This window comes from Streptomyces sp. NRRL WC-3605 (assembly GCF_001509795.1).
GTDB classification, from domain to species: domain Bacteria; phylum Actinomycetota; class Actinomycetes; order Streptomycetales; family Streptomycetaceae; genus Streptomyces; species Streptomyces viridochromogenes.
Genome location: NZ_LLZN01000065.1, coordinates 1 through 19,960 on the forward strand (window position 1 = coordinate 1; position 19,960 = coordinate 19,960).

General features: G+C 67.6%; 20 protein-coding genes. 15 read left to right on the plus strand and 5 right to left on the minus strand.

Annotated features, from left to right (window positions below):
- From ADL34_RS21500 to eccE, 3 genes are all read right to left on the minus strand, one after another.
- A partial coding sequence (locus ADL34_RS21500; RefSeq protein ID WP_267891645.1) for an SCO5717 family growth-regulating ATPase occupies positions 1-583 on the minus strand: 583 nt, incomplete at its 3' end.
- Positions 584-974: 391 nt separating this feature from the next.
- Entirely contained in the window at positions 975-1,814 is an 840-nt protein-coding gene (locus tag ADL34_RS21505; protein ID WP_062669219.1) for a hypothetical protein, read from the minus strand.
- Complete coding sequence (eccE, locus tag ADL34_RS21510) at positions 1,814-3,133, minus strand: type VII secretion protein EccE (protein WP_199835609.1); 1,320 nt, start codon at positions 3,131-3,133, stop codon at positions 1,814-1,816. The genes ADL34_RS21505 and eccE overlap by 1 nt, the downstream gene beginning before the upstream one ends.
- Before the next feature lie 373 nt (positions 3,134-3,506).
- Here eccE and eccB point away from each other — a divergent pair, with 373 nt between their 5' ends.
- The 13 genes from eccB to ADL34_RS21565 all read left to right on the plus strand — a co-directional run bounded on the left by eccB (position 3,507) and on the right by ADL34_RS21565 (position 17,132).
- Complete coding sequence (eccB, locus tag ADL34_RS21515) at positions 3,507-5,072, plus strand: type VII secretion protein EccB (protein ID WP_062669218.1); 1,566 nt, start codon at positions 3,507-3,509, stop codon at positions 5,070-5,072.
- A gap of 249 nt (positions 5,073-5,321) precedes the next feature.
- Positions 5,322-5,633 (plus strand): WXG100 family type VII secretion target, encoded by a 312-nt coding sequence (locus ADL34_RS21520; RefSeq protein WP_055623214.1) that lies wholly within the window; start codon positions 5,322-5,324, stop codon positions 5,631-5,633.
- A 98-nt stretch (positions 5,634-5,731) separates the two neighbouring features.
- Entirely contained in the window at positions 5,732-6,022 is a 291-nt protein-coding gene (locus tag ADL34_RS21525) for a WXG100 family type VII secretion target (RefSeq protein WP_062669217.1), read from the plus strand.
- Positions 6,023-6,351: 329 nt separating this feature from the next.
- Positions 6,352-7,524, plus strand: a complete 1,173-nt coding sequence (gene mycP / locus ADL34_RS21530; protein WP_234375067.1) for a type VII secretion-associated serine protease mycosin — start codon at positions 6,352-6,354, stop codon at positions 7,522-7,524.
- Between the two features lie 54 nt (positions 7,525-7,578).
- Complete coding sequence (locus tag ADL34_RS21535) at positions 7,579-7,929, plus strand: hypothetical protein (RefSeq protein WP_062669216.1); 351 nt, start codon at positions 7,579-7,581, stop codon at positions 7,927-7,929.
- Between the two features lie 38 nt (positions 7,930-7,967).
- Positions 7,968-9,428 (plus strand): hypothetical protein, encoded by a 1,461-nt coding sequence (locus ADL34_RS36170; protein ID WP_159038959.1) that lies wholly within the window; start codon positions 7,968-7,970, stop codon positions 9,426-9,428.
- 122 nt (positions 9,429-9,550) lie between these two features.
- Positions 9,551-10,810, plus strand: coding sequence for a type VII secretion-associated serine protease mycosin (mycP, locus tag ADL34_RS34995; protein WP_234375068.1), 1,260 nt, complete (start codon positions 9,551-9,553; stop codon positions 10,808-10,810).
- A 383-nt stretch (positions 10,811-11,193) separates the two neighbouring features.
- Complete coding sequence (locus tag ADL34_RS21540) at positions 11,194-12,492, plus strand: S8 family serine peptidase (protein WP_063892349.1); 1,299 nt, start codon at positions 11,194-11,196, stop codon at positions 12,490-12,492.
- A gap of 632 nt (positions 12,493-13,124) precedes the next feature.
- Positions 13,125-13,463, plus strand: a complete 339-nt coding sequence (locus tag ADL34_RS21545; protein WP_062669215.1) for a hypothetical protein — start codon at positions 13,125-13,127, stop codon at positions 13,461-13,463.
- Positions 13,460-14,584, plus strand: a complete 1,125-nt coding sequence (locus ADL34_RS21550; RefSeq protein WP_062669214.1) for a WXG100 family type VII secretion target — start codon at positions 13,460-13,462, stop codon at positions 14,582-14,584. The genes ADL34_RS21545 and ADL34_RS21550 overlap by 4 nt, the downstream gene beginning before the upstream one ends.
- Entirely contained in the window at positions 14,584-16,014 is a 1,431-nt protein-coding gene (locus ADL34_RS21555; RefSeq protein ID WP_062669213.1) for a hypothetical protein, read from the plus strand. Before ADL34_RS21550 ends, ADL34_RS21555 begins: the two co-directional genes overlap by 1 nt.
- A gap of 99 nt (positions 16,015-16,113) precedes the next feature.
- Entirely contained in the window at positions 16,114-16,410 is a 297-nt protein-coding gene (locus ADL34_RS21560; protein ID WP_062669212.1) for a hypothetical protein, read from the plus strand.
- Between the two features lie 5 nt (positions 16,411-16,415).
- Positions 16,416-17,132, plus strand: coding sequence for a hypothetical protein (locus ADL34_RS21565; RefSeq protein WP_062669211.1), 717 nt, complete (start codon positions 16,416-16,418; stop codon positions 17,130-17,132).
- Here the strand turns inward: ADL34_RS21565 and ADL34_RS21570 are convergent.
- Positions 17,122-17,724, minus strand: a complete 603-nt coding sequence (locus ADL34_RS21570; protein ID WP_062669210.1) for a hypothetical protein — start codon at positions 17,722-17,724, stop codon at positions 17,122-17,124. The genes ADL34_RS21565 and ADL34_RS21570 overlap by 11 nt on opposite strands.
- An 87-nt stretch (positions 17,725-17,811) precedes the next feature.
- Positions 17,812-18,327, minus strand: coding sequence for a hypothetical protein (locus ADL34_RS36175; RefSeq protein ID WP_159038960.1), 516 nt, complete (start codon positions 18,325-18,327; stop codon positions 17,812-17,814).
- A gap of 199 nt (positions 18,328-18,526) precedes the next feature.
- Here ADL34_RS36175 and ADL34_RS21580 point away from each other — a divergent pair, with 199 nt between their 5' ends.
- The gene (locus ADL34_RS21580; RefSeq protein WP_062669208.1) at positions 18,527-18,853 is read left to right on the plus strand and encodes a WXG100 family type VII secretion target; all 327 of its coding nucleotides are present in this window, start codon (positions 18,527-18,529) and stop codon (positions 18,851-18,853) included.
- A 20-nt stretch (positions 18,854-18,873) separates the two neighbouring features.
- Positions 18,874-19,911 (plus strand): hypothetical protein, encoded by a 1,038-nt coding sequence (locus ADL34_RS21585; protein ID WP_063892350.1) that lies wholly within the window; start codon positions 18,874-18,876, stop codon positions 19,909-19,911.
- The last annotated feature ends 49 nt before the right edge of the window (positions 19,912-19,960 follow it).

The window sequence follows — 19,960 nt, forward strand, 5'->3', positions numbered from 1 at the left end:
GTGCGACGGGGGGAGCCGCCGGCGCGGCCGCGGGCGGGACGGGCGCCGTCTGCTGGGGCGCCTGGAATCCGCCGGAGGTGTCCTGGGCCTGCTGGGGTGCGGGGGTGGCGGGCTGCTGGGGGTAGCCGTAGCCGCCGGGGGTGTTCGGCTGAGGCGTGCCGAATCCGCCGGAGGTGTCCTGGCTCTGCTGCGGCGCGGTGGGGCCCGGCTGCTGCTGCGGGTAGCCGTAGGCGCCCGACGCCGGGGCGGCGCCCGGGACGGACTGCTGCTGGGGGAATCCGTAGCCGCCCGCGGTCTGCCCCTGCTGGGGCGCGGCCGGCGTGCCCTGGGCAGGCGCGGGGCCCGGGCCTGCCGGAGCGCCGGGCGGACCCGTGGGCGTGCCGACGGGTGGGCCGGTCGGCGGCGGTGGTGCCGCCCGCTCGGCCTCCTGCTGACCGGTCGGCGAGGAGCCACCCTGCGTGCTCTGGGCATACCAGGCGGGAGGTGTGTAGACGATCTCGAACTCGCCCGTCAGATCCACCTCGTGATCGTCCCCGTCCGAGGAAGGGCTCCCGCCGTTGTACTCGGACCGATCCCTGTTCACTGCTTGCCTCCTGGTCAGCCACTGCTGCTGAGCGTGTCGTCGTCGCGGCCGGGCGGACCGAGTGGCGAGTCCCCCGCGACTGCGATCGTCACCGCACCACCAGAAGCCTAATCACTCGCATGGCGGGACGGAAAAGGCCCCATGTGCGCGGACGCTATAGCCCGGACTCCGTGGACGGAAGGGGTTTCCGGGCCCGGAGCGACCTGACCGCCGAGCCCGTCGACCGCCGGCCGCCGACCCAGGAGCGGGACGACCTCCGACTCCGGGGGACGCCACCGTCGAGCCGCTGGACGACGTGACGGCCGGGCCTCGGAGCCCGTGCCCGGCGAACCCGGGCGCAAGTCCCCTGCGGACCCGGCCCGTTCACACCCCGCCCGGCACCGACGACGGCTCAGTCCATCCGGCGTGCCACACCGAGCAGCCCCGTCTCCGCGTCGGTGGGCTCGGTCATCACGAACTTCTGGTGCTTGCGCGTACACCACAGCGCGACGCCGTCGTGCAGCGTCGGAAGATGCTGAAGGTGCTCCTCCGGAATGCCCAGCGTGTCCTTCACGGACTCGGTCTCGTACGGCGAGATGCGCTGGATGCCCACGAGATGGGCCTGCGACAGCCAGCGCGGCGCGTGCTCACTGACGAACGGCAGCACCGTCACCACGGACTGCCACGGCACCGACGTCACCCGCCCGCGCGGCGGACGGATACCGCAGTCCCGGATCAGCACCACCGGGCTGGAAACGGACGGGCCCTGCGCGGGCACCCGGCCCACCGGGTACACCGTCACACACTGCTGACCGCCGCCTGCCGCCTGGGCCAACTGCTGCCACGCCTGCGGACGGCCGGTCTCCACACCCACGCGCGCCCCGGTCGCGGCCGCCCGCAGCGCCAGCACCTGCGCCAGCCACAGACCGCCCACGAGCACGACGTCGAACGGCGTGGGACGGGCCAGGCCGAGCACCGCCGGATGCGACTCCGCGTCGGTGCCGATGAGCACACCGTCGTCACCGATCGGCATGCTGATCGCCGCGAGCTCGTCGACCGTCACCACATGACGGTTGCGGCGCGGGCCGCGCAGCCCGAACCCCGGGCTGAAGATGCGCCGTTGACGCTGGGGCGCGTCCGGCTGCCGGATGATCGGGATCATGCCGGTGTCGGTCGGGGAGGCCACATGGGCCGGGGTGCCGGGAGCGCGGCCCTGCTGTCCCGGGGGCATGGTCGGAGCGGGCTGGGACATCAGTAGGTACCTCCGAGCGGCAGAGTGGCGAGGGCCCCGGGGACCTGCTCCCGGTCGAGGCGGACCAGACCGACCTTCGCGGAGCTCGCGGTCCGCTCCAACTCCCTGCCCACCTGACCGAGTTCGTCGTCACCGCGCGCGGTGACACGGATGTGCCCGGTGAGGGCCACACCCCGGTTGCCGGCCTTGCTCAGGGTCATGCTGAACGTCGTGGCCAGCACCGGCAGCGACGTGAAACGCGTCACCAGCTCCGGCAGCGCCACCCCGCCGGGGCCCAACTGCGGCCAGCGGGACACCCAGTACGTCGTGTGCCACCGGTCGTCGACCCGCCAGGTGCGCACCGCCTCGACCGTACGGCGCTGGGTGCGCCCGTCCTGGCCATGCTGCTGGTTGGCGCGCGGGTTCAGGCAGCTCGATGTCGCGAGCGCCTGGACCAGTTCGGTCTCGTCGAGGATGGTCGCCTTGAAGCCCGCGCCCGCCAGCCGGCTCGCCAACTGGTCCGCGACCCGCAACAGGGCGCGCTGCGTACCCGGGACACCGTCCCCGCGCGCCTTCACCGCCTCCGGGCACAGCTCCGGGTCCAGCTTGAGGGCCACCCAGGTGAGCCGCAGGGCCGGCGAACCGGACTGCGCCTGCAGCGGGCCGTAGGAGCGCGCCGCGAGCGACTGCGACGGCAGGTGCGGCGCGGGCGCCGGCTGGGTGTGCTGCACGACCTGCACGGAGGCCAGCCGGATCCCGTCGACCTCCAGGGCGTCCTGGATCAGCCTCAGCGGCAGCTGCCGTTCGCCCGCTCCGGGCCGCAGCGGCTGGTCGCCGGGCTGCACGAAGAGCACGGCCGTCAGGAACGTGCCGTCGCCGATCATCCCGATCGAGCGGTCGTCACGGGAGACGAACGAATAGGTCCGCAGGGCCGGATCGCACTCGACGACCGGCACCAGCATGGCGTCCGTCCCCGGCGGCACGGGCAGTTTGGCGTCCCGCCGGCGCTGCCGCAGCGCGCGCGTCGTCTCCCACCACTCCGGCAGGGGACGGCGGCCGCGGCGCAGCACCGCGAGGAGCAGCAGCAGCGCGGCCACGGCACCGGCCGGGGCCAGCAGCCAGGACGTCCCGACGGCCCAGGCGGCGACCATGACGGCCGCGGCCAGCTCCACCAGGATCAACTGCTGCAGCCGGACCGGACCGAGCCCGCCCGGGCGGGGCAGCGTACGCGGCGAGGCGGCGGAGGGAGCCGCGGGCGGGGCAGGCGTACGTCTGCCGTCCGGGCCTCCCGGTTGCTGCGGTGCGCGGCGTCCGCGCCGAGTGCTCGTAGCGCTGCTCATCCCCCGGGACATCCCTTTCGCGAAGTAGTGGCCGTCGGGCGGGCGGGAACCGCTGTCCCGGATCCCGGCGCCGGGCCAGGGTCTTCATCGGCCCACACCATCCATGCGGGTGGCTCACGGTACCCGCTGCGGCACGCCGGGCGACACAGGGGACACCCGGACCCACGGACGGCACACCAGCCCCGGACGGCCAGCCTGCCATGGTCCGCGCCCGCGTGGTGGAGGGCTGTGGAGAAGCTCTGTGAAGATGCGTGGGCCGGTTCCCACCTGAGGGATCGTCGGCACACGGCGCAGGGCATAGTAGGTCCCTGCACGGCCGTTGCGGCCTTTTCGAGCGCGATCGAAGCATCACCAAACGGGAGATACGGGGACCATGGCAAAGCGTCGGGACGAGCTCGCCGCCTACACGTTCGCTCGCAAGCGCACCGTCGCCGCCTTCCTGGCGCCGTCGCCGGGCGGCTCGGAGGAAGGCGCCCCGCGACCCGTGCGCACGGTGATGCCGAGCCTAGCCATCGGCGTGGTCCTGGTCATCGGCTTCATCGCGTGGGGCGTGATCAAGCCCACGGCCCCGAAGGGCTGGGACACCCCCGGCGAGCACATCATCGTCGACAGCGACTCCACCACGCGGTACGTGGTCCTCGACCCGAACCCCAAGGACAGCAAGGTGGAGAAGGTCCTCCATCCGGTCCTCAACTACGCCTCCGCGAAGCTGCTGCTCGACAAGGGCAAGGGCAGCGTCCTCGAGGTCCCGGGCAAGGAGATCGACAAGAGCGGCATCCGGCACGGCGCGACCATCGGCATCCCCTACGCGCCCGACCGGCTCCCCTCCAAGGAGGACGCCGAGAAGACCAAGACCTGGGCGGTGTGCGAGCGTCCGGCGCCGGGCTCCAAGGCGGCCATCGACCGCGCCGTCTTCGTCTTCGACGACAGCGACGCCAAGTCCCTGGAGAGCACGGGGAAGGTCGACCCCCGCGAGGCCCTGTACGTCACCGACAGCAGGACCAAGGCCGAGTACCTGGTCGACAGCAGGGGGAACCGCTTCCTGCTCGGCGGGAAGTCCGGCCTCGACGAGACCTCGATGGAGCAGCTGCGCTCCGCCGTCATCGGCAGCAGCGCCACCACCGACCCGCAGCCGGTGAGCCAGGAATGGCTCAACACCCTCAACGACGGCGGGGACATCACCTTCCCCGTCGTGCCCGGCGCCGGCGGCCGGACCTCCGTCCAGGGACTCCCCGCCGAGGCCGGCACGATCGGCCAGGTGCTGCGGGCCCGGGACGCCCAGGGCGAGCAGTTCTACATCGTCCTGAAGGACAAGGTCGCGGCCGTCTCGCCGTTCGTCGCCGCCCTGCTGGTGGCCCGCGACGAGAACGGCGCCATGCAGGTCGAGACCCGCGTCGTCATCGAGGCCAACGGCGGCCGCGCCGACCGTTTCTACGCCGACAAGGGCTGGCCCGAGATCGTGCCCCGGCAGGCCAACAGCGCCAACCCGACGACCGGCGCGGCGGCCAGGACGTCCTGCAGCGTCTACAAGGGCACCTTCGGCGCCGACCGCAAGCCGAGCCTGGCGGCCTGGGCCGGGGCCGACTACCCGAAGAAGGTCATCACCGACTCGCTGAGCGCCTACGTCTCCTCCGGCTCCGGCCTGCTGTTCAAGGAGGTCGCCGGTACGGCCGCCGGTGGCGGTGCCACGTACCTGCTGACGGACACGGGCCTGCGGTACTCCCTGCCGAAGGGCAACGACAGCGAGGCGCAGAACCCGGCCGCGTCGGCCGGTGGCGGCTCGTCCCAGGGCGAGGCCAGCGAGACGGACAAGGCCCGTACGCGGCTGGGCTACGAGGACCTCAACCAGCCGGCGATCGTGCCGCAGACGTGGGCGACGTTCATCCCGAAGGGGCCGATGCTCGACACGGCGGGGGCGTCGCAGCCGCAGAGTCAGTGACGCGGGAGGCCGCTGGACGGGGCCGGGGCGGCCGGCCCCAACAGCCCGGCGTCGTAGGCCATTTGAGGTAGGACGACGCACGGGTCACAGCTTCGTCGCCCATGTGTGTGAGGCGTGTAACTGATTGGCCTCGCCTGTGGATGAGTGACAGGCTGACGATAGAGTGTTTGCAGCGCTCAAGCGTGCGAAGCAGCTCCGGGCAACGGCATCGGGTTACCCGGACCAACGACGACATGGGGGAAGGTTCACATGGCCGGCCAGTTCCGGGTAACAGAGGACGAACTCACCAAGCTCTCCAGCGACATCAGCACCGCCAACGGTCAGCTGCAGGGCGAGATCCGCCGCCTCAACGGAGTGATCGACCAGATCGCGGGCGGCTGGAAGGGCCAGGCTGCCCAGTCCTACCGCCAGCTGCAGGAGCGCTGGAACGCGGACGCGAAGAAGATGAGCGACATCCTCAACGACATCAAGGAAGCCGTGGACTCCACGCGGAGCAACTACTCCGCGTCCGAGGAGCAGCAGAACTCCGAGATCAGCAAGATCATGTCGGACTTCGGCTGATCGAGCCGACCGGTTCGCGCGTCGTGCCGTCCACCGGCATGACCCGTCCGTTCCTCACCTCTTTCCAGCGACTTTCCTCCGAATCTTCCTGAAAGGGAATGACGATGTCGATCCTCGTCAATTACGCAACCATCACCAACGCGTCCACCGACGTGAAGACGACGGCCGGCCGCATCAAGCAGCAGCTGGACGACCTCGAGGCCGCGGTCAAGCGTGTCGCCAACACCTGGGAAGGTGAGGCGCAGGAGGGCTACCAGCGCAAGCAGCGCGAGTGGGACCAGACCGCCGCCGACCTGCACTCCACCCTGCTGAAGATCTCCACCGCCCTGCAGAGCGCCGCCGAGAACTACCAGGCCACGGAGAAGAGCAACGCCTCCACCTGGAGCTGAGCCAGCCGGCGAGCCGGGGGACATCGGATGAAGAGATTCGGCCCAGCCGACGCCTTGGCGTCCGCTGGGCCGACCTCTGCTCCGGGGTCGTTCACACCGGCTTCCGGACCGCACACGGTAAATCCGCCGAATCTTCACACCGGCCGACGGCGCGGCGTACGCGCCGGCGGCCGGGACACCGTCGACAAGGAAGCCCTGGGGGCCTGGACATGAGGGGCCTGAACGTGGAGGGCCACAAGGCCGGTTCGCGTAGCCGCACGAGTGGCCGCACGAGTGGAACCCGCGCACTGAAGCGGGTCCTCGGCGTGCTCGCCGTGACGGGTGTCTGCGTGACCGCGACGCCGTTCGCCCCGACGGCGGCGGCGTCCGACGGCGGCCCGGACTTCGGTCTGTCGGCCAGCACCGAGTGCGTGTTCGGCGGCGACGTCATCAAGTCCACGCCCTGGTCGCTCCAGCGGATCCTCCTGGACCAGCTGTGGGAGCACTCCACCGGCAAGGGCGTCAAGGTCGCGGTGATCGACACGGGCGTGGACAAGCGGAACCGCCAGCTGACGGCCGCGGTGTCCGGCGGCAAGAGCTACGTCGACGGCTCCGCCACCCGGGACATCGAGGGTCACGGGACACGCGTGGCGGGCATCATCGCCGCCCGCCCGCTGAAGGGCACCGGCTTCGTGGGCCTCGCCCCCGACGCCGACATCCTGTCCTTCCGCTACACGGGCGGCCAGGAGAAGCAGGGCAACTCCCGCACGATGTCCCAGGCGATCGAGGCCGCGGTCGCCGCCGGGGCCGACATCATCAACATCTCCTCGGACACCGCGAACAGGCAGGACAACGGCACACTGCGCGACACCGTCGCCGCCGCCGTACGCAAGGGCGCGCTGATCGTCGCGGCCGCCGGCAACGACGGGGCGGACGGCAAGTTCGCCGACACCTACCCGGCCGCGTACGACGGCGTCCTGGCGGTCGGCGCCTCCGACCGCAACGACGAGCGGGCCTTCTTCTCGCAGTCCGGCGACTTCGTGGACGTGGCGGCACCCGGCGTCGGCATGGTCTCGACCGTCCCGGGCGGCGGCCAGTGCACCGCCGACGGCACGAGCTTCGCGGCACCGTACGTCGCGGGCGTGGCGGCGCTGCTCAAGGAGAAGCACCCGGAGTGGAAGGCGTCCCAGATCGTCACCCGCATCGAGGAGACCGCCCAGCGCCCGGGCCGCGGCCCCAACGGCTTCATCGGCTGGGGCGTCGTCGACCCGGTGGCAGCCCTTTCGGACGACTCGACCCCGGGCACGGCCCCGGAACCGGACCCGCCGGTGAAGGCGGGGTCTGGCGGTGTCGTCCCGATGGCTGTGACGATGGGGGAGACCGAGGCGGAACGTGAACGCCGCACCGCCGTCTACGTATTGGGCACGGGAGTGGCCCTGGCCCTGGTGATCGCGGGCAGCGGCGTAGCCGTCCGGGACTGGCGCACCCGACGGACGGGGCGGACCGGGCGGACCGGGCGATGAGCAGGCATCCGGGGATGCCGAGGACTTGGACAACAGGGGAGAGGACAACGGGGTATGAGTAACGGGATGCGGGTCGACCTGAGCGCATTGGACGAGGTCATCCGGAAGCTGTGGACGCTGCTGGACGACATGGACAAGGCGGGGCAGACGTCGCGGTACAACACGGAGATCCCAATGGATGCGTTCGGGAACTCTTGCCTCTTTTTGGAGGCGGGTGATCTGCATGCGGCACACCAGAACATGAAGAATGATCTTGAGAAAGTCATTCAGGGCTTGCACGGCCTGATCGAAAAGTTCGGTACGAGCACCTCCAAGGTCAAGGACAAGTACACCGAGCAGGAGTACGCGAACAAGCACCAAATGGGTGGTGACACGGGGGGCTCGAGCGGCTCGTACGCAAAGTAGAGCGGTCGAGTATCACCTAGCAGAGGGAGGAGTTCAGAATGGCCGGCGAAAAAGATCTGCCCAAGCCTAAGATCGTGAACGACACATGCGTTGCGGATCCTGGACGTCCGCAAACCAAGACGCAGTTCATCGAGCACTCGCTGAAAGAACTCAAGCAGATGCTGGATGGCACAAACCCTGGCGCCATCGAAGATGTCGGCCGTCATTGGGGCAAGGTGAACGAAATCCTCTCCGGCGGAGAAGGTGGCGGTATTGCTGGCCTCCTTGACAAGGCGGTTGACAACGTCTTGGAACACTGGGATGGAGACGCAGCCCGGAGCTTTGAAAAGAAGGCGCGGGAAATCTCGCAGAGCCTCAGAAACGCTGCCTGGCATGCGGATCTCAATAGCGGCCAGATGTCCGACGCCGGCTTCCAGCTGCGAAGGTACAAGGCGCAGCTGGACGAGATTGAAGAGCCTAGCGGCTGGGCCAAGCTAGGTGACGCTTTGAGTGACTGGCAATGGGACAACGGCGAAGCCGTTGCCAGTGACCTGAAGGACCGGAAGCTGACTGCCAAAGAGGTGGCAGAAATCAATGAGGGCAAAATCGGCGCTAGTCGAGAAGCCCAACTCAATGGCGTCGCTGTAATGGAGAACCTGGGCGCCCAATACATGCGCATCACGGGTAACCTTCAGAGGAACCGGGTCGTTCAGAACCCTGACGGCACCGTCAAGGAGCCGAACCGTGATATCGAGTACCCGCCGCCGGTGACTCCTCCTGGCACCGGAGGCGCTTCACGTCCTGGAACGGTCGGAGCGGCGCCCAAGCCGTGGAACGCTGGTCCGACCAACAGCGTCAAGCCTGCCCCCAATGTGCCCCGCGACCAGGGCATCACGGGGGGCACGCAGCTACCGCCGACGGCGAAGACAAAGGTGGATAGCATCACTCCTGGCCTGACTGGTCCTGGCTCGGTGTCGGGCCCCGGAGCAGGAAGTGGTGCCGGCGGTGGTCTTGGTGCTGGCGGCGCTCAGGGGCCTGGTGTTATGCCTTCCGGAACCGGTGCTGGCTTCGGTCGTGGTGCCACCGCAGGACGTGGCGGCCTTGGAACGACCAGTGGCCGTAGCGGCATGACCGGTGGCGGCGCGGCGACTGGTCGCGGAGCCAGTGGCCGGGCTGGCATTGGGGGCATGGGAGGCGCCGGGGCCGGTGGGGCTGGTCGTGGCGCTGGCGCTGGCGGCGGTCGTGGCGCTCTTGCAAAGGCCCGAGGCGGGGTGGTGGGCGCAGCTAAGGGCATCGCGGGGAAGGGCGCTGGCGGTGGCGCCGGCTTGCACGGTAGCCGTGGCGGAACTGGGCGCGGTGGCATGGCCGGTGGTATGGCTGGTGGTATGGGTGGCCGCAAGGGTCGGCGACCTGGGGATGAAAACAGCCAGGGTGACCGTCCCGACTACTTGGTCGAGGACGAAGAGACCTGGATCTCGGAGGAAGACCGGAAGCGGAACGTACCGCGAACCATCGAGTAGCCACCTGAGCGAGCCGCACGACATGCGTGCGGCTCGCTCGCACGAGCGCTGGCGCAGCCAGGCGGAGTTGAGTGAGGAGCCATGAAGTGAGTCTTAAGCAAGTCTGGTCCACGGCGGGAGTCGTGAGTCTGACGGGGGCCTTGCTCTTCACTGCGGCGCCAGCGGCTTTTGCTGATTACGTACGGGACCAACAGTGGGCGTTGAATGCGTTCGCCGCAAAGGACGTCTGGGCCGAGTCCGAAGGTGCCGGTGTCACAATCGCCGTCGTTGATTCTGGGGTCGACGGAAGTCACCCTGATCTTACCGGTCAGGTACTTAAAGGTAAGGATTTCACTGGCGGAGGAAATGCTCAGGAAGACGTTCTCGGTCATGGTACAAAGATGGCGAGTCTCATCGCTGGCCACGGTCACGGTGCGGGCAACTCCTCGGGTGTAATCGGTCTAGCACCCAAAGCTAAAATCCTGCCCCTGCGTACACTTCAGAAGGATTCCGATAGGAATCTCGACGAGACCTGGGGTGCAGCGGTCAAATATGCGGTAGATAACGGTGCAAAGGTGATCAATCTATCCATCGCCAACGATGGTGGAAAGACTCTGAGTGCTGGTCGCGAAGCTATCGCGTATGCCCAGCAGCATGATGTGGTTGTTGTGGCGGGATCGGGAAACGACGGCTACTCGGCGGTAAGTGAGCCAGCGGCTCTACCCGGCGTTATCTCAGTCGGTGCCGTAGATGAAAAGGCAAATCTTTGGGCCGATTCCAACACCGGAAAAGGTTTGTCGCTCACTGCCCCGGGTGTCAAAATCGTCGGCGCAAACCCGACAATGTCTAATGGGTATGGCGTAGGAAGCGGTACTTCAGACGCCACGGCTTACGTATCTGCTGCCGCTGCCCTAGTCCGGTCTAAGTACCCTGATCTCACCGCAGGCCAGGTGATCAACCGCCTGATCAAGACGGCTACGTTCGCCCACCACGAGGGCTTGAAGGCGCCCGACGAGAAGTACGGTTACGGCATCGTCCGGCCCTACTCTGCGCTCACGATGGACATCCCGGTCGGGCCGAAGACGAACCCTCTGGGGCAGCTTGAGGCAGCTTCCGTCTCTAATCAGTCGTCCGCAGGTAAGGACTCTGCGACTCAAGACGAGAAGAAGTCCTCGTCCAGCAACCTCGTGCTCATCGGCGGCATCGCCGCAGTAGTTGTCATCGGTGTGATCGTCTTCGTAGTAATCCGCAGCCGCCGTAACGGCGGCAACAGCGGCGGCCCTGGCGCCAGCGGTGGCGCCTCTCAGGGACCGGGCTCTCAGCCGTATCCCAACGCTGCCTCGGGGCAGGGCTACTCACCGCGTCCCGGCCAGGGCCCGCAGAACCCCAATCAATACTCCTGAAACAAGAACGCCCCACCTCGCGCCCCGGGCAGCGGCATGCCCGGGGCGCGGCCGTGTGCTGCAGCCTCGCCGTGAGAGGCGACGATGCGATGGGTCACTGGGTGGCACGCGAGTGATGTGCAAGGCGAGGTATCACCGAAGCCAACAGGCGTGAGCCCCAGTGGCTTACACGCAGTGTGATCGGCGCGACCGAGGATGCGAGGTCTGCCGGCCGCCCGCAATGGGCGGTCCGAGAATGCGAAGCTCCGGGTGGCCACCTGACTACCCGACTACCTGACTACCTGACTGTAAACGAAGACTGAATCACCGCGAGCGGAATTGACGGGCTGGGCATCGTCCGTCGAGCCAGGCCTGTGTAGCCAAAGCTGAGTGAGGAGCAAGGAATGGGTGTCAAGCGAATCCGGTCCACCACTGGAGTCGTGGCGTTGACGGGCATTTTGCTCCTCACGTTGGCACCCACGGCATCGGCTGATGAGGTGCGAGACGCTCAGTGGCCCTTGACAGTCTACGACGCTGAGAAAGTGTGGAAGACGTCGCAAGGAGAAGGCGTCACAGTTGCGGTGGTCGACTCGGGGGTTGACGCGAGTCACCCCGACCTTCTTGGTCAGGTCCTGCCTGGAAAAGACTTCAGTGGCGACGGCGACCCACACAGGGATGATGACGGCCATGGAACTGGGATGGCGAGCCTCATTGCCGGACATGGCCATGGGGTGAATGGCTCATCAGGAGTCGTGGGGCTTGCCCCGAGAGCTAAGATTTTGCCAGTTCGCTATGGCTCGGAGGGCGACAAACTCGCTACGACGGCTTGGGCTGCGGGTGTGCGCTACGCGGTGGACCAGGGCGCCACTGTTATCAATTTGTCGCTGGTCGACTCTAGCGCCTATCCCGGATCCAGTGCCGCTAAAGCGATCAAGTACGCGCAAGATCATGACGTAGTCGTAGTGGCAGGTGCGGGAAATGACGCCGGTACCGTCAACTATCCTGCCGCACTTCCCGGTGTGGTCGCCGTAACGGCTGTGGATCAGGCGCTCAACTTCTGGTCGAGGTCGAACACTGGCGAGGTGACGGTTGCAGCGCCCGGTGTTGAGACCCCTCAGGCTGATCCCACCGTTTCGAGTGGCTATGTACGCGCGAATGGCACCTCAGGCTCGACCGCTTACGTGTCCGCCATCGTGGCGCTTCTCCGCTCCAAGTACCCCGACCTGACCGCAGGACAAATCATCAACCGCTTGGTCAAGTCCGCGTCCTTCCTTCAGCATGAAGGTAGGAAGGCCCCGGACCGTGAACTAGGCTACGGCATCGCCCGCCCCGGCACGGCCCTGACCATGAGCATCCCCAAGGGGCCCAAGCGGGGGCCCGTCATCAAGCGATCGTCGTCGAGTTCGGCTGATTCCGCGGCAGGTTCAGACAACAGCGACGGCATGACTCACGCCAAGAAAAAGACGAAGAGGAAGTCCTCCCCCGGCAAGTTTCTCCTGGTCGGTGGCCTCGCCGCAGCGGTGGTCATCGTCGGCATCCTCGTCGCCGTCGTCCGCAGCCGCCGCAATGGCGGCAACAACGGCGGCCCCGGCTCAGGCGGCGCCGTTCCCGGCGGCTACCCGTCGCAGCCCGGCGCGTACCCGCCCGCCCCACAGCAGTACCCCGGCCCCTACTCGCAGCAGCCGCCGCACCAGGGACAATAGGGTCGGCCTGTCCTAGGGGACGAAGGACCGAGGGTTGCGGCCCTGGTCCGCAAGCCGGCGCGCGAGGCGCGAGGCCGGCCAGGTCGCACACCGTGTGGCATGAGACGGATGCTCTGCCGGCGCTACCCACCGTCTGGTCAGGTCGTTAGATACAACAGGCAGCGCATCTGGTCGAGAACGAGAAGGGACTTACCTGAATGGGCGCCATCGTCCTGGTCGTCGGTGTCGTGGTACTGGGAGCCGTCATCGCGGTTGTCGTCGCGGCCAAGAGCCGTAGTCGGCGCAACGCCGGCCCGGTGCCCGGCCATCCCTGGCCGGGGCCTCACGCGCCCCAGTCGGGATACCAGCAACAGGCGTACCCGCTCGCCCAGCCGCCGTACCCGCCGGCCTCCCACCAGGGCTACCCGGCTCCTCCTGGGCAGCAGCCGGCATCGCAGGCGCCAAACCCCTACAAACAACCGCCTCCGCACCAGGGCCAGTAGTCGCCCGATCCAGGCCGGACATGGGGGGAGTCTCGAGCGCAGCTGTCCCGGTTCAAAGCGAGAAGAGCGGCCTGATCCCACCGAGTCGGCACTGGATGAGATCAGTGTGTTCCGCGCTCGTAGTTGCACGTCACCGAAGAGGAACAGTGGATGGCTGACGACGGAACCTCCTTCTACGAACCCACTGCCGGAAGGAGCCTGGCCCGCAAGTTCGAGATGCAGGCCTACGACCTGAGGGCCTATCTGAAGAGGTTCGAGGAGGAGACGGGGGAAGAGGCCATCACTGATGGTTTCGGAGTGCTGACGGAATCCGCGGAGGTCACCAGCGCCTACATCTCCTACTCGGAGGACGTCGCAAGTGCCATGAAGGTCGTGCACAAGCACCTGGACAGGATCGCCGACGCTCTGCGCAAGGTGAATGCGAACACCGAGGTCACCGACGACGAACTCGCGGTCCTCTTCGGAAAGTCGAAGGGCGGCGAGCAGTGAGCGGGAACGAGTCTCTTGCCGAAGAGATCGTCGAGCTCGGTATCGAGGTCATCAGACCGGGTGGACGCCCGGAGGAGCTGGAAGCCGCAGCCAAGGCGTGGCGTCAGCTGAAGTCTGAGGTCGAGGACATGGTGAAAGCCCTGGACAAGGACATCAGGGCAACTGTGGGAGACACCTGGCGTGGCGAAGCGGCCGATGCCTTTGCGGATCATTGGGATGAGTTCGCGGCTGCTGTGCGCGGCGCCACCGAGGATTTCGATGAGGCAGCCAAGGGCCTCGACGACGCCGCGAAATGCATTCGCGAGGTCAATGACGAGATCGAGGACATCTATGTGGAGATCGGGATCTCCATCGGTGTGTCCGTCGGGATGTCCTTCCTCACCCTGGGCGTCTCGGCCGCGGTCGGCACAGCTCGTGTGACCATGCTGGCTGCAAGAGCCCTGGACGCAGCGGGACGGCTGGGCAGGGCCTTGCGCATCATCGGTACTGCATACAGAAACCTCTACAAACGCGGAAAAGCAGGGAGACTTCTGGTCGAGGGAGCCCTGAACTGGGCTGGCGGCACAGCCGGAGGCGTGATCACCAGCGAGCTCAGCGGCAAGGGCTGGGAAATGGGTACGAACATGCTTGGCGGCCTGGCCGGCGCCACCGTCGGTACCGCTGCGGGCAAGGCGGTGACCGCTGTTGGAGGCAAGGAGATCCTCAGCGGCATGGCGGGAGGCGCGGCCGGGGGGATGTCGGGGGACTACCTGGACTCCGTGCGGAAGGGCGAGCGCTTCGACATCCGTCAGAGCGCCGTGACCGGTATCACGGGCGCCGCCGCCGGTGGGCTCGGCGGCGGGGCACGGGCCGTCGACCGAGGCCTTGACGACATGGCCCGGGGCGTGAAGAACGACAATGACTTCGCTTACGCCGAGGGTCGTCCGGAGTATCAGCAGACGGGTGTGGATGCGGCGTTCGGGGCTTCCACTCCCGTCGCCGGGGGCGTGTCTGCGAACGCGGCGAAGGACGGTTTCGACGGAGTGGACAAGGGCGCCTCAGGGGCGCAGAAGTCTGCCGGGCGAGGCGTCGCCGCGGACAGCAGGACAGCGACGGATCGGATTCGCGAGGACTTCGGCTGATGACCCAAGTGGAAGCCACCCGCACTCCTTCCCCCACCTCCTCGGCCGCACTAGGTGCCTGGTGTGCGGGGCTGGGGCTCCTGGCCACAACGTCCGTATTCGGGCTCTGGCTGTTCGGCACGGACTCGGACCGGCGTCGATTGCTGATCCTGATGTGCCTGGCCACCACGTTGATGTGCGTCGTGGTGATCGCACTGCGACAACGGGCATTCGGTGGGCGAAAGTCGGTGCGCGAGGTCGCCCTGGCCGCCTCCGCTCGTTCGGTGGACGAGCCGGCGGACGAGGCGCCGGGATCCACCCTTGAAACAGCGGATCTGCCGCTCATGCTTCCCTCGAGGCGAGGTCAGCAGGTGCGGAGCCTCGCCTGGGTGGCCGGGATCGCCACCGCGCTCTTGGCGATCCTCGCATTGGCGGCGGGAACCCCTCAAAGGTCGGGGCGCGTCGAGCGTATCCACGCGGCCGGAGCCGAGTTCGGCACCGCAACGGCGGAGAAGATCAGCGATGTTCGACGGAAGTCCTCCAGGGGCAAGGACCCCTACATCGCAACGGTCGTCGTCCGGCTGCCTGCCGCGACAGGCGAAGAGCCCATGTCCGCCGTGGTCAAGGCGACGACCAACCAGCCGTTGAGTCCGGGTGACCCGGTGACCGTGCTGTACGCGCCGTCGCAGCCGGAGCTGGGCGCAGTGGCAGGCGGCGAGCGCAGTCTGGGCGCCGAGTTGCGGGGAGAGACCATGCCCGCGTACCTGCGTTGGGCGTTCGTCGCGGCCTGGGGCCTCAGCTGTCTTGGTGCCGTCAGCCACATGTCGACGAGTCACGGTTTTCGATCCTTTTCCCGTCTGGGAGAGAAGGACAGAGCCATTCGAGGGCGGTACAAGCGAGTCGCCCTCTTTGATTCCAGAGGCCGAAGAGAATCTTCCGAGGGCCCGACCCGCCTCGAGATCCAGACCGATGCCGGAATCGCCCGCTTCCACACGATCACTGGCAGTCGTAGCTTGCCCGAGTTCATGGAGCACGATCCTCTCTGGGTGTGCTGGGATGCGCATCGGGGGGCACGGTCTTCTCGATTCTCGCCGAGCATGACCCCTGCGGCCTTGGTCTTCGACCATGGACTGGTCCTGCACGGGATGATGAAGGTCGAGGAGGCACAAGCACTCGCCTCCGGGGGTGTCTCCTTGGGGAAAGTGGCGACCATGCCGCAGGGGAGTCGCCGTCTGCGGCTGTTCGACGTACGCGCACAATGGCCGTCGTACGTCGATCCGTTCATGTTCCAGATCTGCGCGGTGGTGATTGCCAGTGCGGCACTCATGACCTTCGACGTGGCCAACGGATGGCGCTGGACGGCGGGAGTCGTCGCATTTCTCGGGGTGTGGGCCGCCGTTGGGCTGCATGTGAGCGACGACGCTTCCAGGGAACAAGGTACGAAGGAGTGACGCCCCCTCCCAGCCCCGGCCCGCCCGTTCCTGGATGCGAGCCGGGGCTTCATCACGCGCCTCGATGCTCAGCGATGGCGGGTGAGGATCGGGGGTCTCATGCGCTACATCAAAAAGGTCGGTGAGCGCGGGAATCCGATAGCCGAGCGCAACATCAACGACCTGGCCATGTATGCGGGCTACCGGGTCGTCAAGAAGGGCGTAAAGGGGGTGGTCAAGGATGCCATCGGCGCGGATCCGGCCGGAGCGGTTCAGGGGAGTCTGCTGGAGGACGGTCCCGGTGTGGCGGAGGAGCGCTACGAATACCATCAGCGTCCCGATTCGAAGATGCTCGGCGAGCGTACGGACGTCACGCCGTCGAGCGCGGCAAGGACAGTGAGGGACGATTTCGGGTGAGCAGAATGGATCAGGCGGACTTCGTTCGCGACACGGTTGAGCGGGCGAGGGCGTCGGTGCCGGCCGGTGATGTGCTGCGCGTCGAGCACATACTCGGTCTGGCCGTGCGCGCGCCTTCGCCCGGCTACTTCCGTCGCCCGCGCGTTCTTCCGTCCGAACGGCGTGCGCTCAGCAGCTGGTTGCTGGCCCCGTTCGCCTGGCTCCTGAGAATTGTCACGGCCACCTTGAGTCCGTTCGAGCGGTTGATCGAGGCGTTCACGGAGCGCGAGAAGAGGAAGCCGGGCAAGCCGTTCCACGGCGGCTGGAACAGCATGGCCGGGCATCTTGCCCGCGGCCTTGTCCCTCGCACGAAGAACCCGGCGAACCCCGCGCTCGTGGTCATGCACGTGACCGACCGCCGTCTGCACATCGTGTACGTGTCCCGTGTGCGCTCCCTCACCGGCCAGCCAGGCCCGGTCGAAGCGGGGTGGGGCACGGACATCCGTAATGTGGCCTGGATCCGGGACCGAAGCGATGTGGTGGGCGGTGACCACGAGATCGGCTTCGTCGATGGTTCGTGGTGCTCGGTCCACTTCTCGGGCAAGCCAGGTGCCGGACGTGTTTCCGGTGCGGCTGAGTCACCTCGACGCGGTTCCGCGCCCTGCCTGACGGGCCGCTCGTTCGGCGGTCGTACCCGGCGTTCGTCTCCTGGAGGCGGCGCCGGGGCCTGTGTCACGCGATGAACATCACCAGGAAGCTGAGCGCGACGCCGACGATGCCGACCGCGAGCAGCGTGTAGACCGTGCTGAGCAGTCCGGGTGCCACCGCCCGCTTGGCCCAGTTGAAGTCGGACGCGCCGCCGAAGGCGAAGCCGGTGGCGGTGCAGAGGAGGCCGAGGGCGAGCGGGATCAGGGCGCCGAACCACCACGCGCAGCCCACCGCTATCGAGCTGTCCCAACCGGTGTCCTGCTGGTACGACGTGTCCCCGGTCTTGAGGGCGTCGATCACCTCGCCCCGCTGGTGCAGGGAGTCGCTGCGCAGCTCGGCGTTGAGGTCCTTGACGGAGCCGTCCGTCGCGGTGAACGTGCCGTAGCACCACTTGGTCTTGGTGCGCTTGCGCGAGCTGCTGGAACTGGTGCTGCGGTGCTTGTAGTCGACCGTGCAGGTCTCGACCGTCAGCTTGCCCGGAGTGGATGTGGCGTAGGTGTACGGGCCCAGGTACGCGCCCAGGGCCAGGAGGACCACGCCGGCCAGGAGCAGGCCGACGCCGATGAGCCGGCCGAGACCGCCTGTGCTCGATCCCGACGAGGTGGAGCTCGCTTGTGCTTGTGCCATGGGGTGCTCCTCACGGTGTGGTTACGGGGGTGGTCACTGGTCGTGGTGAGAGCCCCAGTCCGGGGCGGGCAGCCCCGGGTTCAGGCCTCACAGGACGAGCGCGCAGATCAGTGCCGCCAGGACGCCCAGGCCGAAAAGGCCGCCCAGGACGGGGCCGGTGACCGTGGCGGCCGGCAGACGGCGCGAGGAGGCCGCGAAGCCGAGGCCGTTGCGGGCGCCGAAGCCGGTGAGCAGGCAGTAGGCGCCCGCCGCCAGCAAGGACAGGCAGAGCGCGACGACGGCGGCGTCGTCTCCGGGATCGCGGTTCTGGGGAAGTTCGAATGTGTCGTCGACCTGTATCACTGGGATCTTGGAACCCGTCTCGAAACGCGATGAAGTGTCCACTTCCACGTCTTCGTGGGAAAGGTCACCGTGTTGCGCGGTCCAGGTTCCGGCACAGTTGAACCGGAGTTCAGTGCTACGCCGGTGCGAGCCGCCGCCGTAGCGGGTTTTCGTGTGCGCCTCGCATGAAGCAACGGTGAGGGTTCCTTCGGTGCCCCCTCCGGCGAGTTCGCCGCGCAGTTCCGCTATCGCCACCGCGGCGATGAGGATCGCCGCGAGCACTGCTCCCAGCCCGATGAGCCGTCCTGTCCACAGGGCCGCTGAGCTGGGGCGATGCGGCGGTGACGTCACCACTTGAGGGTCCTTTGGTCAACTTGACGATCTCTTGACCCGTCGACTTTCCGGGTCGTGCGCGAGGAGTCTAAGCTACCGGCCAGTCGTGCAATACGACGTGCTGCACTAGGAGTTCGGGGGAGAACTGATGACGTTCGGCGGATTTGACGTGGATACGGCTGTGCTGCGACGGCAGGGCCAGAATTTCACCGACCTCGGAGGCGATTTCGCCAAAGCGTCCAAACAACTGGAGAGTGCTCTGGAAGGTCTCGGAGAGCCCTGGTCAGACGCTGATTTCGGAGATGTCTTCGGCGAGATCTACACGCCGATCCGGGACGGAATCCTCGCCTCGATGGACAGCCTCGCCGAACGACTCCAGCAGATCGGGCACACACTTCAGGACAACGCCCGTACGTACGACGCCTCCGATACGTCGAACAGCGGGCTGCTGAGCGGCATCGCCGGTCAACTCTGAGCCGGGCGGGGGTACTTCACATGTCGCTCACTCTGCCCGGCGAGCTCGTCTGGGTCCTGGACCTGCTCGGATACAACTGGCCCGAGGCCGACGAGGAGGCGCTCCACCAGGTCGCCGAGACCTGGCGCGGCTTCGGCGCTCAACTCGAGAAGATCGAGGCGCAGGGCGAAGGCTTCGCCCGCACCGTCGTCTCCGCCAACATCGGGTCCGCCATCGACGGCTTCAGCAAGGACTGGGGCGCCTACACCGGCGCGAACGGCGAGGACAGGTACCTGCCCGACGCGAAGCTCGCGTGCGAGGTGATCGCCCTCGCCTTCGACGCGGCTGCGATCGCGGTCCTCACCGCGAAGCTCTCCGTCATCGCCCAGCTCATCGCGCTGGCCATCGAGATCATCGCGGCGCAGGCCGTGGCACCCTTCACCTTCGGGCTGTCCGAACTCGGAGCGATGGGCGCGACCCAGGCCACCCGTGTGATCGTCCGTGAGCTGCTCGACCGTCTCAAGAAGGAGGTCATGGAGGCGGTCACCAAGGCCATGGAGCACGCCACCGTGGACGCCCTGAAGAAGGTCGCCAAGCGGGTCGTCAAGGATCAGGTCAAGCAGATCGTCCAGGAGAAGGTCGTCGACGCGGCCAAGGAGAAGGCGCGCGAGGCCGCCGTCGGCATGGCCCAGAACGTCGGCCAGCAGAGCATCGAGGCGTACTTCGACGCCCGCTCCGGCATCGACCTCGGGGAGACGGCCGACGTCGCCAAGAAGGCGGGCGGCGAGTACCTGGACGGCCTGAAGACGGAGGTCACGGGAGGAGAGGGCTCGTCGCTCGCCGGTTACCTCGACCCGAACACGTACATCGACCGCGGCACGGAGGCGGTCACGGGCGCGGCCGGCGACCGCGTGCAGCGGGGAGTCGACGCGTTGAGCGGGCATGGTGGGGCGGCGGGCGGGGAGCAGGGGTCCGCTGAATCGACTCCGCCCGCCGACCCGCCCACAGGCACACCCGCCGACCCGCCCGCCGTACCTGCGGCGGCCGGCGCCGACTGGGCTCGGAACGAGTTCGGGTGAGGTCGAGTCGTTGATGCCTCTGCGTCGGCGGACCTCAAGAGCTTGTGAC

What these genes read in the sequence shown, in the direction of transcription:
- ADL34_RS21580 (WP_062669208.1), top strand. Translation starts at nt 18,527, where the DNA reads ATGACGTTCGGCGGATTTGACGTGGATACGGCTGTGCTGCGACGGCAG.
- ADL34_RS21525 (WP_062669217.1), top strand. Translation starts at nt 5,732, where the DNA reads ATGACGATGTCGATCCTCGTCAATTACGCAACCATCACCAACGCGTCC.
- ADL34_RS21520 (WP_055623214.1), top strand. Translation starts at nt 5,322, where the DNA reads ATGGCCGGCCAGTTCCGGGTAACAGAGGACGAACTCACCAAGCTCTCC.
- ADL34_RS21570 (WP_062669210.1), bottom strand. Translation starts at nt 17,724, where the DNA reads ATGGCACAAGCACAAGCGAGCTCCACCTCGTCGGGATCGAGCACAGGC.
- eccB (WP_062669218.1), top strand. Translation starts at nt 3,507, where the DNA reads ATGGCAAAGCGTCGGGACGAGCTCGCCGCCTACACGTTCGCTCGCAAG.
- ADL34_RS21505 (WP_062669219.1), bottom strand. Translation starts at nt 1,814, where the DNA reads ATGTCCCAGCCCGCTCCGACCATGCCCCCGGGACAGCAGGGCCGCGCT.
- eccE (WP_199835609.1), bottom strand. Translation starts at nt 3,133, where the DNA reads ATGAGCAGCGCTACGAGCACTCGGCGCGGACGCCGCGCACCGCAGCAA.
- ADL34_RS21555 (WP_062669213.1), top strand. Translation starts at nt 14,584, where the DNA reads ATGACCCAAGTGGAAGCCACCCGCACTCCTTCCCCCACCTCCTCGGCC.
- ADL34_RS21565 (WP_062669211.1), top strand. Translation starts at nt 16,416, where the DNA reads ATGGATCAGGCGGACTTCGTTCGCGACACGGTTGAGCGGGCGAGGGCG.
- ADL34_RS21560 (WP_062669212.1), top strand. Translation starts at nt 16,114, where the DNA reads ATGCGCTACATCAAAAAGGTCGGTGAGCGCGGGAATCCGATAGCCGAG.
- ADL34_RS21585 (WP_063892350.1), top strand. Translation starts at nt 18,874, where the DNA reads ATGTCGCTCACTCTGCCCGGCGAGCTCGTCTGGGTCCTGGACCTGCTC.
- ADL34_RS21535 (WP_062669216.1), top strand. Translation starts at nt 7,579, where the DNA reads ATGAGTAACGGGATGCGGGTCGACCTGAGCGCATTGGACGAGGTCATC.
- ADL34_RS21540 (WP_063892349.1), top strand. Translation starts at nt 11,194, where the DNA reads ATGGGTGTCAAGCGAATCCGGTCCACCACTGGAGTCGTGGCGTTGACG.
- ADL34_RS36170 (WP_159038959.1), top strand. Translation starts at nt 7,968, where the DNA reads ATGGCCGGCGAAAAAGATCTGCCCAAGCCTAAGATCGTGAACGACACA.
- ADL34_RS21545 (WP_062669215.1), top strand. Translation starts at nt 13,125, where the DNA reads ATGGCTGACGACGGAACCTCCTTCTACGAACCCACTGCCGGAAGGAGC.